Annotated in this window: 17 protein-coding genes and 2 tRNA genes; all 19 read right to left on the bottom strand. The window is 39.5% G+C overall.

Annotation, left to right across the window (positions count from 1 at the left end; translation table 11 throughout):
* Positions 1-53: 53 nt before the first annotated feature.
* The 19 genes from spoIIE to HNQ84_RS12840 all read right to left on the bottom strand — a co-directional run bounded on the left by spoIIE (position 54) and on the right by HNQ84_RS12840 (position 17,359).
* Positions 54-2,519, bottom strand: coding sequence for a stage II sporulation protein E (spoIIE, locus tag HNQ84_RS12930; RefSeq protein ID WP_435622362.1), 2,466 nt, complete (start codon positions 2,517-2,519; stop codon positions 54-56).
* A 175-nt stretch (positions 2,520-2,694) separates the two neighbouring features.
* Positions 2,695-2,766 (bottom strand) — tRNA-Glu (locus tag HNQ84_RS12925).
* A 12-nt stretch (positions 2,767-2,778) separates the two neighbouring features.
* Positions 2,779-2,855: transfer RNA gene (locus HNQ84_RS12920), tRNA-Met, on the bottom strand.
* Between the two features lie 134 nt (positions 2,856-2,989).
* Positions 2,990-3,382, bottom strand: a complete 393-nt coding sequence (locus HNQ84_RS12915) for a S1 domain-containing RNA-binding protein (RefSeq protein ID WP_006323664.1) — start codon at positions 3,380-3,382, stop codon at positions 2,990-2,992.
* 90 nt (positions 3,383-3,472) lie between these two features.
* On the bottom strand, positions 3,473-3,844 hold the full coding sequence (locus HNQ84_RS12910; RefSeq protein WP_032101697.1) for an FtsB family cell division protein: 372 nt from the start codon (positions 3,842-3,844) through the stop codon (positions 3,473-3,475).
* Between the two features lie 23 nt (positions 3,845-3,867).
* On the bottom strand, positions 3,868-4,476 hold the full coding sequence (yabQ, locus tag HNQ84_RS12905; RefSeq protein WP_435622361.1) for a spore cortex biosynthesis protein YabQ: 609 nt from the start codon (positions 4,474-4,476) through the stop codon (positions 3,868-3,870).
* A complete protein-coding gene (yabP, locus tag HNQ84_RS12900) occupies positions 4,473-4,766 on the bottom strand; it encodes a sporulation protein YabP (protein WP_183244383.1) in 294 nt (97 codons plus the stop codon). The genes yabQ and yabP overlap by 4 nt, the downstream gene beginning before the upstream one ends.
* Before the next feature lie 66 nt (positions 4,767-4,832).
* The gene (locus HNQ84_RS12895; RefSeq protein ID WP_435622360.1) at positions 4,833-5,090 is read right to left on the bottom strand and encodes an RNA-binding S4 domain-containing protein; all 258 of its coding nucleotides are present in this window, start codon (positions 5,088-5,090) and stop codon (positions 4,833-4,835) included.
* Between the two features lies 1 nt (position 5,091).
* On the bottom strand, positions 5,092-6,543 hold the full coding sequence (gene yabN / locus HNQ84_RS12890) for a bifunctional methyltransferase/pyrophosphohydrolase YabN (RefSeq protein WP_435622359.1): 1,452 nt from the start codon (positions 6,541-6,543) through the stop codon (positions 5,092-5,094).
* Positions 6,544-6,545: 2 nt separating this feature from the next.
* Complete coding sequence (locus tag HNQ84_RS12885; protein ID WP_435622358.1) at positions 6,546-8,102, bottom strand: putative polysaccharide biosynthesis protein; 1,557 nt, start codon at positions 8,100-8,102, stop codon at positions 6,546-6,548.
* Between the two features lie 64 nt (positions 8,103-8,166).
* Positions 8,167-8,703 carry a stage V sporulation protein T gene (gene spoVT, locus HNQ84_RS12880; RefSeq protein ID WP_435622357.1) on the bottom strand — a complete coding sequence of 179 codons (537 nt, stop codon included), beginning with the start codon at positions 8,701-8,703 and terminating at the stop codon, positions 8,167-8,169.
* A gap of 195 nt (positions 8,704-8,898) precedes the next feature.
* Positions 8,899-12,411 carry a transcription-repair coupling factor gene (gene mfd, locus HNQ84_RS12875; protein WP_435622356.1) on the bottom strand — a complete coding sequence of 1,171 codons (3,513 nt, stop codon included), beginning with the start codon at positions 12,409-12,411 and terminating at the stop codon, positions 8,899-8,901.
* 57 nt (positions 12,412-12,468) lie between these two features.
* On the bottom strand, positions 12,469-12,699 hold the full coding sequence (fin, locus tag HNQ84_RS12870) for an anti-sigma-F factor Fin (protein ID WP_032101704.1): 231 nt from the start codon (positions 12,697-12,699) through the stop codon (positions 12,469-12,471).
* A gap of 66 nt (positions 12,700-12,765) precedes the next feature.
* Positions 12,766-13,329 (bottom strand): aminoacyl-tRNA hydrolase, encoded by a 564-nt coding sequence (gene pth / locus HNQ84_RS12865; RefSeq protein ID WP_435622355.1) that lies wholly within the window; start codon positions 13,327-13,329, stop codon positions 12,766-12,768.
* 57 nt (positions 13,330-13,386) lie between these two features.
* Positions 13,387-14,013 carry a 50S ribosomal protein L25/general stress protein Ctc gene (locus HNQ84_RS12860; protein ID WP_072242743.1) on the bottom strand — a complete coding sequence of 209 codons (627 nt, stop codon included), beginning with the start codon at positions 14,011-14,013 and terminating at the stop codon, positions 13,387-13,389.
* Between the two features lie 56 nt (positions 14,014-14,069).
* Positions 14,070-15,020: a ribose-phosphate diphosphokinase gene (locus HNQ84_RS12855; RefSeq protein WP_183244401.1), complete on the bottom strand. Its 951-nt coding sequence runs from the start codon at positions 15,018-15,020 to the stop codon at positions 14,070-14,072.
* Between the two features lie 17 nt (positions 15,021-15,037).
* A complete protein-coding gene (gene glmU / locus HNQ84_RS12850) occupies positions 15,038-16,414 on the bottom strand; it encodes a bifunctional UDP-N-acetylglucosamine diphosphorylase/glucosamine-1-phosphate N-acetyltransferase GlmU (RefSeq protein WP_183250137.1) in 1,377 nt (458 codons plus the stop codon).
* 185 nt (positions 16,415-16,599) lie between these two features.
* Entirely contained in the window at positions 16,600-16,890 is a 291-nt protein-coding gene (gene spoVG / locus HNQ84_RS12845) for a septation regulator SpoVG (protein ID WP_003398210.1), read from the bottom strand.
* An 88-nt stretch (positions 16,891-16,978) separates the two neighbouring features.
* Positions 16,979-17,359: a RidA family protein gene (locus HNQ84_RS12840; RefSeq protein WP_032101709.1), complete on the bottom strand. Its 381-nt coding sequence runs from the start codon at positions 17,357-17,359 to the stop codon at positions 16,979-16,981.
* Between the last annotated feature and the right edge of the window lie 19 nt (positions 17,360-17,378).

Genomic DNA, 17,378 nt, shown 5'->3' with positions numbered 1-17,378 from the left:
CGAAAAAAGTAGTATACTTCCATCATCGACGCTCAGAGGGGATTTTATACCTTTTATTTCATATATTGATATGCTGGAATGACTGCCCATTTCGGTGTGTTATGTTTAATACGTGCAACAACGACCGTCATATCATCTTCAATTTCCCCACCATTAACACGGATCACTTCTTCTAAAAGCAATTCAGATACTTCTTGCGGATCATTTGTCTTTAATTCTTTAATTTTTCGTTTCATCCATACATCATGGTTCTCAATGTGGGAAACACCGTCAAAAATACCATCGCTCATCATAATGAGCAAATCGCCTGCTTTTAATTGCTCTTCAATCATTTCAAACTCTACCCCAGTAATAATTCCTATCGGCAAATTGCTCGACTCGATTTTCATGACGTTGCTTCCTCGTTTAATAAAGCTTGGCGATGAACCAACTTTTAAAAATTTTGTTGTCGCATTTTGCAAATCAACAATTGCTAAATCTAGCGTTGAAAAAATTTCTTCTGTCGTTCGCAAAGCTAAAATGGAGTTGATAGATTTAATTGCGATTCGTTCTTCAATCCCTGATTGTAAAATTTTTTGTAATAGTTTGAGCGTTTCTTTACTCTCATAATGTGCCCGTTCCCCATTTCCCATCCCATCACTAATAGCTAGCGCATATTTTCCACCGCCAATTTCCATCATCGCATAACTGTCACCCGAGATGAAGCCTCCGCCCTTTGCAACATATGCAACACCTGTATCAATGACAAAAGCTTTCGAAGAACTAAACGCAACACGACAATCCCCATTTAGATAGACAGAACAATCTTCTTTTTTTACAATGATCGTCTCACCTAAAATGTCAGATAGCATCGGTGCGATAAGCTTTTCGCATTCTCCCCTTCCATCGCAATATGGAATGACCATCTCGATGTCCACACTTCCTTTGTCCAAACTATAAATTTCTACATCGTTCACATCAACACCGAACTGTTGAAGAGCATGCAAAATTTGTTCTTCTTGCACATAATAATTTTCACGCTCTTTTTGAATTTCTTTTGCGAAATCTTCCATCACTTGCGACACACCTAATAACTGTTCGGCCACAAGCCTTCTACTTTCTTTCATTTGTTGCTTTAATTTTTTATTTGCTTTATAAAATGACACGTCTTTCTCAATGATCTGAACAACTTTATTTGCTTTCACACAATGTTTATTCCATTCACGAAGCAACTTTGCGTTCGTCATTTGATCGTTTTCACTCGTCTCTTGCATAATTTTCTTCATGTAATCATATGTTTTATCAAAGTGGTTCAGCCAACATTGATCTTTCTTAAAACATGTTTGACATGTTTTAGCAGCAACATCACTTAAAAAATAATCAATTTCACGTTCTTCCTCTTCTTCATGTGTTAGCACACCATATGAAGAGAAACTTTTCGATAATGCTTGAAACACATGAGAAAATTGCTCAACTCGCTGAGCGGTGACATCGCGAATTTTTCGCACATATTGTTGTTGCTCATTCGTATGTTCAACCGTTCCTGGCACATATTTCGCCATCTTGCTCGTTAACGAGTGTGGAGTCATAAGAAAAAGTAAAACGGCTAATAGCGACTCTACGATGTTGGGGACAATGTCCGCTACTCCCTGACTGTAGAGAGCAATTAACAATGTTGCAACGATGAGGCCAAACGAAACACCTAACTTTCTCCCTTCTTTCAAAAGGCCACCGAGCAACCCAGCAAACGCAAGCAAGCTCATTTGGTACAAATTCGATACATTCGCTAAACTTAAAATGAGGCCTGTAACGACACCAACAGTTGAGCCAACGGTCGCACCAGCGACAAAAGCAAATAACAACAATAAATAGCGCGACGCAACATGTTCTAACGAAAGGCCATAAACCGACCAACCAACCATTCCGGTCAACATCGAAGAAATGAGGATGACAAAAGAAATAACTTCTTCTGGTTTTAACGTTTGTTTATACTTTTGATGATCAAACAACGGGACACATTGCAAAAAAATGAGCGTTAAAATAGAGGCAAGACCCGCTTCAATAAACATCGTCATTCCCTCATATAGCGTCCATTCATAATCCCACGCATAAATCATACCCATTTTCGCAAAAATGGAGGCAAAAAATACGACAACAGGCAATCTTTTTGGTAGAGCATCAATCCAGAAAAACAGCCGATAGAAAATAAGAAACATCACGATCGAAGCAACGATAAATAAAGAAGTGTAAAAAGAAACGGTCAACGATCCTGCGAATAAAGCAATAAACACAAATCCTAACTTATCGCGTCGAAGTAAATAAATTGCTGCGAAAAAAGGTAAAGCAAACGGTGTCATCTTTGTTAAAATGAGAGCTCGTCCAAGTAAAAAACCGATAACTAAAAATAAAAAACCTTGTTGAAATAATAAGTGACCTAAACGAACTACAAACCGTTGAAACCATTGCGAGACGGTCGTTCTCGTTCCACTTAAAGGTACTTCCGCCATTTGATTGACTAACTTCCGTTCCAATCTCTCCATGTTCATCCTCTCCCCTTTTCCATATATCCGTCTATTACTTGATATTATACAGACTGAATTATCAAAATTTTGTCAAAAAAAGAAGATGAATAACATAAATTTTTCGACGGAATACCACAAAAAATGGCTTATATAAACAAAAAACACCAATTTCATGACGAAATTGGTGTTTTTATGACCCGTACGGGATTCGAACCCGTGTTACCGCCGTGAAAGGGCGGTGTCTTAACCACTTGACCAACGGGCCGTTTATGCAATTTGGTAGCGGCGGAGGGAATCGAACCCCCGACCTTACGGGTATGAACCGTACGCTCTAGCCAGCTGAGCTACGCCGCCACGCAACGACATTTGTAATGTTACTACGTTTCTCCGATAAAGTCAATAGTTTTTTCATAAAATCCAAACGAAAAAGCATCCACTTACGAAATGGATGCTTATATAAACTGCCTCATGTCTTATTCGGCAGCAAGTTAACCACGTCGAGCACCACGACCTCCTCGTTTCGATTCGGTATGGCGTTTAAGGGATGCTAAACGATCTTCACTTTCTTTTAAGAAACGGCTAATTTTCTGCTCAAAGCTTTCTTTTGAAGCGCGATCGTTTCCTTTATTGCGCGGACGTGAAGCCTGTTCCTTTGCCTTTTTGATCGATAAGCCGATTTTTCCATCCTTCTCAACATTAATGACACGAACTTCGACAACATCGCCGACTTTAAGATGTTCGTTGATGTCTTTTACGTAGCTGTCAGCTACTTCACTAATGTGCACTAAGCCTGTCGCGCCTTCTGGTAACTCAACAAACGCTCCGAATTTTGTAATGCCCGTTACTTTTCCCTGTAACTTGCTGCCTACTTCAATTGACATAAAAAAAGTGCTCCTCCTTAAAATCTGAAAAATCGTTTCTTTCATTATACATAATGAAAAAAACAAGTGTCAATAAGCCTTCTGCCCATCTTACTCCTCAGGAGTAATAAAAATAATTTCTCCTTCTTTCGACAAAAAATATTGCTTTCGAGCCAATTCGGCAATATATTTATCATCGTTTAATTTTTTAATTTCCTCTTTCATTTTTTTCTCATCCTGTTGCAACGTGCGTAACTTTTCTTCTAACTGTTCTTTCGTTTTTAGTTGCCCATCAATCGCAGAAGACTGTGCCATCATCGTATGTAAAAATAGCGAAGAAGCGGCTAACACCATTGTTACCACAATACTAAAACGAATAACTTTCTTTTTACGCCGTTGCGCCTTTTTATGTTCTTGTTTTTCTTGTTGAATGACATACGACGTTTGTATTTTTTTTACTTTACTTCTCTGTGGGGCGCCCATGTTTTTCACCGCTCCTTCTTTAATTACCCTTTTTTTCTAAACATATTCGCTATTCTCAAAAAAACCCCTTTTCCAGTACGAAAAAAACGAACAACCGTTGCTTGAAAGCGAAGCGGGGTTTTTTCCCAAGCGAAACGTCCGATCCATATAAATGGTTGCAATAAAAATCGTGTACATCCATAGATCACTTTATATAAAATTTTACCAACTAACAAAACAACATGACAAGTAGTGATGAATAAAAAAACAAAAAAACGGTAAAGAAGTCGGAGCGGAAGTATGATGGTATAATAAAACATTCGGACGATTAGACGATATAACGTTACGAAGATGTGAATAATTTTTTGCAACAAACGAACGTACATACGTTGAAATAAAGCCTGATAAGCGGCATATCCGCATAATATAGCAAAAAAAATGTACAAGCGAACTTGCCCATTATTAATGACTAATAATGTGTAAAATACATACAACGCTTGCACGACCCAAAAAAGAATGTCTGCAATCCATACGATGAGCCGATGACGCTCGGAACGATTGAATATATGCGCGTATGTGTCAAAAGATGCCCCAATGATCATTCCGGTTCCGATCATCGCAAGCAAAGTCGTAAATTGCATATGCAAACTCATTTAAACAACTTGCTAAAGAATCCTTTAGCCTTCTCCGTATGATGTTCGTCTAAATAAATAATTTCAAAAATTTTACCTTTAATCGAAACAATTCCCTTGTCCACATCCAAGTTTTTCATTTGTAAATTTTGTCCTTTTACAGACAAAAAACCCATAACTGTTTCCAGTAAAAATTCTTCATTATCGAAACTTTCTACTTGTTTTACACCGGTAATTTCTAACGTGCGCCGACTGCGCATGATAATGTCGTGTTCTTGAATCGGCCCTTTATTCCCCATATTTTGAGTCATCAACGTCTCCCCCTCACAACGATCGTTTGTACAAGTGTATGAGGAGGAGAAATAGTTTAGAACAAGCTATTCTACTCGCTCTTCTTTTACAATTTCATATAACGCACTCGCATCTTCTTTTTTCGCATGCTCTTGTAATTCGACCACTTTCACTGTCACATATTTTTGGCCAAATCGAATCATAATTTCATCGCCTATTTTTACGGTTGAACTTGCTTTCGCTTGCTGACCGTTAATAAATACACGTCCTTGATCAGCGACTTCTTTTGCTAATGTTCTCCTTTTAATGAGCCGAGAAACTTTTAAAAATTTATCGAGTCGCATATTATAACCCCTCCCTTTTCGCTTCTTCCCATATTTCATCTAATTGGTCTAACGAATATGTGTGCCACTCTTTTCCTAACTGTTTCACTTTCTTTTCGATATATTGAAAGCGACGATAAAATTTTTCGTTCGCCATCGCTAACGCTTCTTCAGGATTGACCTTGTAATATCGACATACATTGATTAACGCAAACAGTAAATCCCCGAATTCTGCCTTTAGTTTTTGTTCATCGATGTGATTAGCTTCTTGCTTTACTTCATTCATTTCTTCTTCCACTTTACGCCACATCGGCTCGACTTCTGACCAGTCAAACCCAACTTTTGCGGCTCTTTTTTGATATTCATATGCGCGCAACGTACCTGGTAGCGCTTGGGCAACATCGTCAAGCAATGAATGAGATACATGTTCCTTTTCTGCCTGCTTGATCGCTTCCCAGTTACGTACGACATGTTCCGCATGCTCGACATGAACGTCCCCAAATACATGCGGATGACGGCGAATCATTTTTTCTGTAATGACTCGGATGACATCATCAATCGAAAACATCCCTTCATCTTCACCAATTTGGGCATGAAGCATAACTTGCAATAATACATCACCAAGCTCTTCAATCATATTTTCATCATCTTGCCGATCAATCGCATCAAGAAGCTCATACGTTTCTTCGAGCAAATACTTTTTCAGCGACTGGTGCGTCTGTTTCCGATCCCAAGGACAACCGTTAGGCCCGCGCAACGTCGCAATAATACGTCGTAAAGTAGTAAAGTCATGATATAGCAGCTCATCATTTTCTACTTTTGGTACGTAAACGCTTGTTAAATTGCTAACAGTTACGACCCGATCTAGCTCATATAGTGGAACTTTTTCAATGCGTTGTTGCTTACTTCCTGCCGCATAAATGATAAAAACGGGATAATCATGTGGCAATTTTTCTAATAAGGCCAATTTTACATCGGAAGCGATAAATGAATCATATACTTGGCAAAAAATGATATGATTCCGCAACTGAATTTCGTCCGATTGAAACGAAGTGGCGTCGACAAATTGAAACCCTTCAATCGGATCGAGCTCAACGGCAGTAAATAATGCATCGAGAAAACTTTGTCCACCTTCCACGCGAACAGAAATGTGATCTTTTTTTTCAAGCAATAGCTTTACTGTACGCTCAGCGACAAGTGGATGTCCTGGAACAGCGTATATAACATCCCCTTTTTTCACCTCTTCACATAAATGTTCAACAATATGTTCGTATACTTGTTCAAACTGATCATATTTTTCGTATATCTCGTCAAACGATTGAACATGTATTCCTTCCGCTTCTAGTTGTGCGACAACAGGATGATCTTTTGTTCGTAAAAAGATGCGATTCGCCTGTTTTAGTGTACGGTACACACCGAAAGACAACTGGTCTATGTCTCCTGCCCCAAGACCAACGATTGTGATTGTACCCATGACTATCCAGCCTTTCTTTGTTTTATATTTATTAAATAACGCCCAAACGGAAAAGCTAACAAGTCGTTTTCCGCAAAAACTTCTTCTTTAACGATCATTATAATATAAACAAACGCCCCAATAAAAACGCCAATAATCGCTTGAAATGACGAAAATAAGCGTCCTTGATGAACAGGCAACTCGTTCGTCAATATGATATATCCAGCTAAAACTATAGCCATCATCGCTGCAGCCTTTATCGTTTGAATGATTATAGAACGCGAAAGTAAAGGACGAGACATTCGCTTTTGTACATAAAAAAAGGCAATGGCGCACATGACAACATATGCAATAAATGTCGCTACAGCGGCTCCTACTGTATGCCATAAAGGAACGAACATGACATTCAACACCCATTTTGCTATCATACCAATACAAACAACGAAAAGCGGACGAAATACATCTCCAAGTCCCTGCAAAATAGCAATAAACGTTAATGTTAAAGAAGTAAAAAGAATAGAAATAGATAAAATCGTCAGTTCGATTGCACCAACATGATCTTCAAACAACATCATATTCGCTTGTTTTAATATACAAACTAAACCAACTGCAGCCCCCATTCCGATGACAAAGGCCAAGCGAACAGCCGTATATATTGCATGACGTTCCTTTTGTTCACTTGATAACATCGGCACAAGCGCTAATGAAAAAGATGTGGCCGCTACGGTCCCAAGTTGAATAAATGGTTGACCGCGATCATAAATCCCCTTCGCTGTTTTAGCTAGCTCATGCCACCCCCCTTGTTGCAATAACGGGAGAAGCGTAAGTGAATCAACAAGCTGCATTAAAACGAGAACCATGTTAGCTAAACAAATTGTTACGCCATGAACGGCTAAAAATAAAAGCACTCTTCTTTTTTCTTTTATTGGAAGCCATAGCCGAGTATGAACATTCATTCGCTTTCGCAACATATATGCAACGAGTACAGCGAGGGCAGCAAAACTTCCCGTAAGTGAACCAATCATCGCGCCAGCTCCTGCCTCATAAACGTTAAATCCGCGATGAAGCAAAAGAGAAGAAAGGAATAAAATAGCAAAAACACGCACAAATTGTTCCACTACTTGTGAAACAGCTGTCGGAACCATCTCCCCTATCCCTTGAAAATAGCCGCGAAAAACAGAAGTAAATGGGAGAAGTAGAAAGGCAAATGAAATGGCTCGAATGAGCGAAACTAATTGGTGATCCCCCATGACCGTCGCTAGCGATGAGGACCCGAAATAAAGAATGGAAAACATAATGACGCTCATACATGATAAAAAATAAAAAGAAAGCCGAACGACAGCAAATGTATATGTTGATTGTTTATTTTCGGCAATAAGTTTTGAAATTGCAACGGGATAACCATACGTTGATAAGGCAGTAAAAATTCCATAAAAGGGATAAACTTGTTGATAAATATAAAATCCAACATCACCTGCAATATTTTGATACGGAATTCGGTAAAAAGCACTTAATATTTTTGTAAATAAGGCAGCGACCGTCAACACAAATGCACCGTGCAACCAATCTCTTCTTTTCATATAATCCACCTTTTTTCCAAATACATATAATTAAACATCAAAAAAAGGTAGCGAGATGCTACCTTTATTGTTCCATTTGCCGAGCAAGGAAGCTCGCTGCAGTTTCTGCCGCTTTATGCTCTACTTCACCAAGCATTTTATCTTTCGAGAAAATAATGACTGCTCCGATTGGATCTCCTCCAGCAATGATTGGTGCAACCACGTATGATTGCATCTGTTCTTCATGACCTTGGGCAAATGATACACTTTTTTCTTCTGTATGCAAAATAGACTGACGATCTTCCATCACTTTTTCAACAAGCTCACTTACGCTCTTATTTAAATACTCCTTTTTCGATCCGCCTGCTACGGCGATAAATACATCGCGATCACAAATGAGAACGGGTTGTCCTAAACTGTCAAAAAGAGCCTCGGCGTACTCTTTTGCAAAATCACCTAACTCACTAATCGGCGAATACTTTTTCAAAATGACCTCGCCATCACGGTCAACAAATATTTCAAGCGGGTCTCCTTCACGGATGCGAAGTGTTCTGCGAATTTCTTTCGGGATTACAACTCGTCCTAAATCATCGATTCGTCGAACAATACCTGTTGCTTTCATCTATCGATGCCTCGCTTTCATCTAGTGATTAAAAATGGCACTGGTGAAGCAGTTGAATAATTCACCATTGTTGTGATTAGTATCCGTCACAAGCGAAGTTATATACACAGTGAAGGGGGATTTTTTTTAAAAAGTGAAAATCCCCCATCTTCATCATTGCCACTTATTTATAAACAATAAACATGAAGCAATCAATTATTTTTTAGCATATTTTAACCCTTTTAGCAACTCATAAACGATCATTAACCATTGTTGCGGTTTCATTCCTTTTACATGAACGACAATTTTGAAGCAATCTCCATCCATGCCGAAACCAACATCTCTGCCATACGGTTCACCGAGCTTAAACAATTGGCTAACATCAATTTGCTTTGTCGTTTCTTGTGAAAATAAAATTGTAATTTCTTGCTTCGTCTGCTTAATGGACTGAATGAGATGCTGTTTCGCGTATATTTTTATTTCAGCAATTTGGAATAAATAAGCCACTTCGTCCGGATAGTCACCAAAACGATCTAACATTTCTTCTCGTAATTGCTCGAGCTCTTCTAACGAATCAAGCCCACGAAATCTCTTATACATCTCGATTTTTTGTTGTTCGTTTGTAATGTAATGCTCTGGGATATACGCATCTATTTCTAAATCGATCTCCACTTCAAACGGCTTTTCTTGCTTCGTTCCTCGTCGTTCTTCAATCGCTTCTTTCAACATTTGAGAATAAAGCTCAAAACCGACGGAATCAATAAATCCATGTTGTTGTGCCCCTAGTAAGTTTCCTGCACCACGAATGGATAAGTCGCGCATCGCGATTTTAAAACCGGATCCTAGCTCTGTAAACTCTTTAATGGCTTGCAATCGTTTTTCTGCTACTTCATTCAACACCTTATCTTTTCGGTAAGTAAAATATGCATAAGCAATGCGATTAGAACGTCCTACACGCCCTCGCAATTGATATAGTTGGGAAAGACCCATTTTATCTGCATCATAAACAATTAACGTATTCACATTTGGAATGTCAACACCTGTTTCGATGATCGTCGTGCTCACTAATACATCATACTGACCTTCTAAAAACGCAAGCATGACCGCTTCGAGTTCATGTTCGGACATTCTTCCGTGCGCATATGTCACGCGAGCATCAGGTACGAGCGCTGAAATTTCTTCTGCCTTCCGATCAATGTCTTCAATGCGATTATAAAGAAAAAACACTTGTCCTCCGCGCGCCATTTCGCGTTCAATCGCTTCTCGCACAATGATAGGGCTATATTCCATCACATACGTTTGTACAGGGAAACGATTTTCCGGAGGTGTTTCGATGACAGATAAATCGCGGACACCGATAAGCGACATATGCAACGTACGCGGGATCGGTGTAGCGGTTAATGTTAATACGTCGATATTTGTTTTTAGTTGTTTAATTTTTTCTTTATGAGCAACACCAAATCGTTGTTCTTCGTCAATAATTAATAAACCTAAATCTTTAAATGATACGTCTTTAGATAAAAGCCGATGTGTTCCAATAACCATATCAATCGTGCCGTCTTTTAAGCCTTGAATCGTTTCCGCCTGTTGTTTTTTCGTACGGAAACGGCTTAATAAACCGATGTTAATCGGATAACCCTGAAAACGTTCACGAACTGTTTCGTAATGTTGTTGCGCTAAAATCGTCGTTGGTACGAGAAATGCAACTTGTTTTCCATCCATAATCGCTTTAAATGCCGCTCGCAACGCTACTTCTGTTTTTCCGTAACCAACATCCCCACATAGCAACCGATCCATCGGTCGTTCGCTTTCCATATCGCGTTTAATTTCGCGAATCGAACGAAGCTGATCTTCTGTTTCTTGATATGGAAACGCTGCTTCAAACTCTCGTTGCATTTCATTATCAGGTGAAAACGCATACCCTCTGCTCGCTTCGCGCTCGGCATATAACTTCATTAAATCTTCGGCAATATCTTGAACAGAAGACTCCACTTTCTTTTTTACTTTCTTCCACTCTGTTCCACCTAATTTATAAATTTTCGGCTCTTTTCCTTCTGAACCAACATATTTTTGAACGAGGTCCATTTGATCAACAGGAACGTATAACGTATCATTCCCTTGATATTGAATATGAATGTAATCTTTATGAATGCCGTTAATCTCTAACGTTTCGATTCCTAAGTATTTTCCGATCCCATGATTAACATGAACGACATAGTCACCGACTTTTAAATCTGTATAACTTTTAATTCGTTCCGCGTTCGACAACTTTTGACGCCGCAAAGGGCGCTTCATTCGCTTTTTAAATAGCTCTTCTTCTGTAATGACGGCCAGTTTTTGCATCGGCAATTCAAAACCTGCAGCTAAACTGGAAGGAACAATTTGACATTTCCCATGTAACAATGCATCGTCTTTCCCCAATTGAACGGCATTAATCTCATAATCTTCTAACGTCTGTTTCAGTTTTTTCGCTCGTTCTTCATCTCCTGCTAGTAATACAACAGCATAATTCCCCTTCTGCCATCGCTCAATTTCTCCCTTTAACAACTGCATTTGACTATAAAACACTTGCATTTGTTTACAAGATACATTAACAACGTTTTGGGGATGCGTGTATGGAATATGACGTAAAAATAAAGATAAGTAAATCATTGATCTCATCCGTTTTTGCAATACTTCTGGGAACGAATGAGAAATCGAGACACTTTGCACAATTTTTCCTTCTTCTAATAAATTTGTGTACCATTCTGCCTCTTCTTGCTCCAATTTTTCTGCTACTTCTTGAATGCGACTCATTTCATCAATGACAACAACACCGTGCTCCGGAATATAATCTAGCAAACTTGCAGCCGAAGGATAGAAGAGTGAGAAATATTTGTACATTTCTTCAATTGATTTCCCGTTTTTCAACTGCTCTAATTCAAGCGACACATGTTCAAATAAACGATTTTTCGTTTTTTCATCGTGAATATGTTGCAGCGTATCATGAAATTGTGCCTCTAACCGTTGAATCGCTTCGTCTATATTTTGTTGCTCAACGATCAATTCAGTTGCCGGTCCAATTAATACCTCGTTTATCTCAGCAATTGAACGTTGATCGTCGACGGAAAACGTTCGAATCGACTCGATCTCTACGTCAAATAGTTCAATACGATAAGGAAGATCGGCTGTAAGCGGATAAATATCAATAATGCCCCCTCGGACGCTAAATTCCCCAGGAGTCGAAACAACAGATACACGCTCATATCCCATTGCAACAAATTGTTTCAAACAATGTTCCACATCCATTTGCTCACCGACGCGAAAATGAAGTTGATAACGTTGCCATACATCTTTCGGTGGCAATAGTCGTCGAAGCGCAGCAATAGGAGCAATGACGATTCCTTTTTTTCGTTCACACCAATAGTTTAACACTTCTAAGCGTTGCGCCCGTAATTCTGGACTAGCTACAGCTAATTCAGCTGCAATTAATTCGTTGACAGGATAAAGAAACACTTCTTCTTCATCAATTAATTGAATGAGATCGTCATATATTTTTTGCGCTTGAAATAAATTGTGCGTCACAATACATATAGGACGCTCAGTGTTTTCGTATAAAGAAGAAATGAAAACAGAACGAGCAGAGCCAGATAAACCGGTGACAAGCTGCTCCTTTAATCCATTGCGAATCCCTTCCGCAACCGATTGCATGTCCGCATGGTTGATAAAATATTGTCGTAACCCTTGCAAAAAATTCCCTCCTCTCCAAACATAAATACAAAAATGCTTTGGGTGCCCCAAAGCCAATCATTGAATAAATTTCTCATATTGATGAAGATCGGGATTCCGATCTAACGCCTCTTGACAATCTTCGCAAATTGTCTTAACATAAATTTCTCCTGTAGGAAGATATTGGATCATATCTAATCTTTCTTCTTCTGTTAGTCGATGAAAGCCCAATTGTTCACTCTCTAGCTCGAGTGCATCAATTGTTCCAATTTTCACGCCACAGTGTCGGCAATAATAGTGTAATGCCATACTTGCCCCTCCTAAATGGTTGTTTTAATCGAATACATTTTGAACCATTTAGTCGGGAATTATTCATTACTTGTTAAATTCGTTCATCACTTGCGCAAACGGAATTTGCAACGACCGTTCGCACGCATCCGCCGCCTTCTGAATAGCTTGCTCGATTTGTATTTTCTCTTCCTCTGTCCATCGGCCTAATACATAATCGCTCACTTTCATGCCGTTTTTCGGTCGATCGATGCCAATGCGAATGCGTTTAAATTGCTCTGTTTTCAAGTGATGAATAAGTGATTTCATGCCATTATGACCGCCGGCGCTTCCCTTTGGACGCAAGCGAACCGTTCCGGTTGGCAAATCTAAATCGTCATAAATGACAATGACTTCATCGACACCAATATCATAATAATCCACCAACGGTCGAACACATTCGCCCGATAAGTTCATATATGTAAGCGGTTTGCATAATATAACCTTTTCACCTAAAACGATGCCACTTGCAAGTATACCTTGGAACTTTGTTTGATTAAGCACGAGCCCCCAGCGACGGGCGAGCTCGTCAATCACCATAAACCCTACATTATGTCTCGTTTGCTCGTATTCTTTCCCTGGATTACCTAAACCAACAAACAGTTTTGCCATTTCCCCTGCTCCTTCTCTCCATACTGCAAAAGACGTAACCAATGATGGCTACGTCCGTCACGGCGTTGTTTCCCGTCCTTCTTCCGATTCTGGTTTTCCCGGCTCTTGTTCCTCACCGCTATGAATTTCTTCTTCTTGTTTTGGTGGCAAGATGGACGCAATTACTTCTGTCGGATCGTGATTAATTTTATAAGCACCGTTTGTTTGAATATGTGAAACTGTAATAACATCGCCTACTTGCAAATTCGTTATATCTACATCAATGGATGGCGGGATGTTTGACGGTAATGCTCGAATGGACAATTGATGCATCGCCTGTTGCAATACGCCCCCATCTTTGACGCCAGCTGCTTCACCAATGAGATGAATAGGAACGTCAACATCTATTTCTGTTTTTGCATCAACAGCTAAAAAGTCAATATGAATAATATCATGGCGAATCGGATGTTTTTGCATATCACGAATGATAATGCGAATATGATTATCATTTATTTTTGCGTCTAAAAGGCCGGTGCCACCTGTAGCCCGCAACTGCTTCAAAAACTCAGCCGCATCAACAAAAATCGGTTGGCTATTCGTCGTTTTTCCGTACAAAACGGCCGGAATATGACCTTGTTTTCGCATTTGTTTTACATAAGAGCGTCGATGATCTGAACGTAATTGAAGTTGTAACAATGAAATCACCTTCCTATTTTAGAATCGCTCATAGCTTCCCCTAAAATAGGAAGGTCTAAACATCATTAATCAAACAACGCGCTAATCGATTGTTCTTCATGTACGCGAATAATTGCTTCACCGATAAGAGGAGCAACAGATAGCTCGACAATTTTATTCGTTTTCTTTTCTTCAGGAATAGCAATCGTATTCGTGACAACAAGTTCTTTAATTTTCGAGTTTTGGATTCGTTCAATCGCTGGACCTGATAAAACTGGGTGCGTACAACACGCATACACTTCTTTTGCCCCATGCTCAGCTAATGCATTTGCTGCTAAAGTAATTGTACCAGCTGTATCAATAATATCATCCACTAAAATCGTGATTTTTCCTTGCACATTCCCAATGATGTTCATCACTTCTGCTACATTTGGTTTTGGACGCCGTTTGTCAATAATAGCAATCGGTGCTTTTAAACGATCTGCCATTTTCCGTGCACGCGTCACGCCACCGTGGTCTGGAGAAACGATAACGATATCATCAAGTTGTTTTTCTTTAAAGTAATCTGCTAAAATCGGAACTCCCATTAAATGATCGATTGGAATATCAAAAAATCCTTGAATTTGCGGCGCGTGCAAATCAAGCGTAATGACGCGAGACGCACCAGCTGTTTCTAACAAATTAGCAACTAATTTTGCCGTAATCGGCTCACGAGAACGCGCTTTGCGATCTTGACGAGCATATCCGTAGTACGGCATAACAATGTTTATTGTTTTAGCAGATGCTCGCTTTAATGCATCTATCATAATAAGTAACTCCATTAAATGCTCATTCACAGGGGCGCTTGTTGATTGAATAACATAAACATCGCATCCCCGAATGCTTTCCTCAATGTTAATTTGAATTTCCCCATCACTAAAACGAGAAACAGAGCACTTTCCTAATTCTACACCAATTACTTTTGCGATTTCTTGAGCTAAGATCGGATTAGAATTTAACGAAAATAACTTTAAATTAGAATTCAAATACTGAGACATGGGTCAATAAACCTCCATTAGGATTTTTTCTTCGCTTGTAAACGTTCAACATAATTTTCTTTATTTGTTTGTCGAGCACGAGCAATAGCTAGAGCTTGGCTTGGTACATCGTCGGTAATTGTTGAGCCGGCCGCTACATACGCCCCACTTCCTACTACAACAGGAGCAATCAAATTCGAATTACAACCAATAAACGCGCCATCTTCAATTTTTGTCACGTATTTATTCATACCGTCATAATTTACTGTAATGGTGCCACAGCCAATGTTGACATCCGCACCTACCTCAGCATCTCCAATATAGCTTAAATGCGATGCTTTACTTCCATTTCCAAACGTCGCTTTTTTAATCTCAACAAAGTTTCCAATTCTTACATCATCGCCAATTTTAGATAGCGGACGAATGTGAGCAAACGGTCCGACCGTTACTTCTGAACCTACTTCACTATCATGTACAACCGAATGCCGAATCGATGTGTTATGACCAATACGACAATTTTTAATTTCACTATTCGGTCCGATCATGCAGTTTTCACCGATCACCGTATGCCCCTCAATCCATGTCCCTGGATAAATGATTGTATCCTGTCCAATGCTTACATCAGGTGCTATATACGTATGCTCAGGATCGATGATTGTCACACCATTTGCCATATGTTTGCGATGAATGCGCGCCCGCATAATTTTTTCTGCTTGTGCAAGCGCAATGCGGTCATTTACACCTAGCGTTTCTTCAAACATCGGTGTTTCATATGCTGAAATGATTTCGCCTTGTTTTTTCAAAATTTCGATCACATCTGGTAAGTAATATTCTCCTTGCGCATTGTCATTTGATACTTTCGTAAGCGCTTCAAATAATGCACGATTATCGAAACAATACGTCCCTGTATTAATTTCCCGAATCTTTCGCTCTTCTTCTGTTGCGTCTTTATGTTCTACAATTTTTTCAACATGTCCATCTTTATTACGGACGATGCGACCATATCCTGTTGGATCTTCTGCAAGGGCGGTTAAAATCGTTGCTTTCGCTTTCGTTTGCAAATGATGATGTAAAAGCGCTTCCATCGTTTCTGAGGTGATCAATGGCGTATCCCCGCAAACAACGAGAGTCACACCATCTTTATCAGCTAAATGAGGTGCTGCTTGCATTACGGCATGCGCCGTCCCAAGCTGTTGTTCTTGAATGACGTATTCACTTTGATTGCCAAGCTGTTCTTTCACTCGTTCTGCTCCAAAACCAACAACGGTAATTAGTCGATCTACATGCAATGTAGAAATCGCATCCACTACATGTTGTACCATCGGCTTGCCACAGACAGGGTGCAACACTTTATACAGCTTTGAACGCATACGCGTCCCCTGCCCAGCCGCTAAAATGATCGCATATCGTTTCATCGTAAGGCCTCCATACCTCTCTTTATCCATATTGAATATATATCAATTATGTATGTATTTCAAGGAAACATTGTCATCTGCCAAAAAAATTCATCATTTTCATCATATGTTCTTTACGAATAGAGTAAACATGATTTTCCATATAAAAAGGACCCTTTTTTAAGCGAAAGGGTCCTTTCTTATGATTACGAAGCACCTGCTTCTTCAAGCTCTTTTTCCAACTCACCAGCACGGTGATATTCAGCTAAAACAGCCTCTTGGATTTTCCCGCGGGTTGTTGAGTTAATTGGATGAGCGATGTCACGGAATTCCCCGTCAGGAGTACGCTTGCTTGGCATAGCGACAAACAAGCCGTTATTGCCTTCAATCACACGGATATCATGAACGACGAATTCATGATCCAACGTAATCGAGGCAATCGCTCTCATACGTCCTTCGGTATTCACGCGGCGTAATCTCACGTCAGTTACTTCCATTCTGTTCACCACCTTTTCCCTATATAAGAACTTAAGTGAATTTATTCCACACTGTTTTTTATTTTCCTGCTAACATGAAAAAATTTTTTTACGATTGTTTGACAAGTGCAACCACTTCAATTTCAATTAACGCATCTTTCGGTAAGCGCGCAACTTCAACAGCAGAACGCGCTGGTTTATGATTGCAAAAATATTGTCCATATACTTCATTCATCGCCGCAAAATCGTTCATGTCTTTTAAAAATACTGTTGTTTTCACAACCGTTTCTAAGGACGCTCCTGCCGCTTCAAGCACTGCTTGTAAATTTTTGAACACTTGATGCGTTTGTGCTTGAATATCTCCTTGTACCATCTCTCCTTCTGGTGTTAAAGCAATTTGACCAGAGCTGTAAAACATGTTGTTAACAATAATGCCTTGTGAGTATGGTCCAATCGCTTGTGGAGCTTGATTTGTGTGTACAACTTTCATGCCTCTTCCTCCTGTATGT

It is taken from the genome of Anoxybacillus eryuanensis, from assembly GCF_051200995.1.
Classification (GTDB): Bacteria; Bacillota; Bacilli; order Bacillales; family Anoxybacillaceae; genus Anoxybacillus; species Anoxybacillus tengchongensis.
This window is presented reverse-complemented; position numbering and strand designations above follow the sequence as displayed.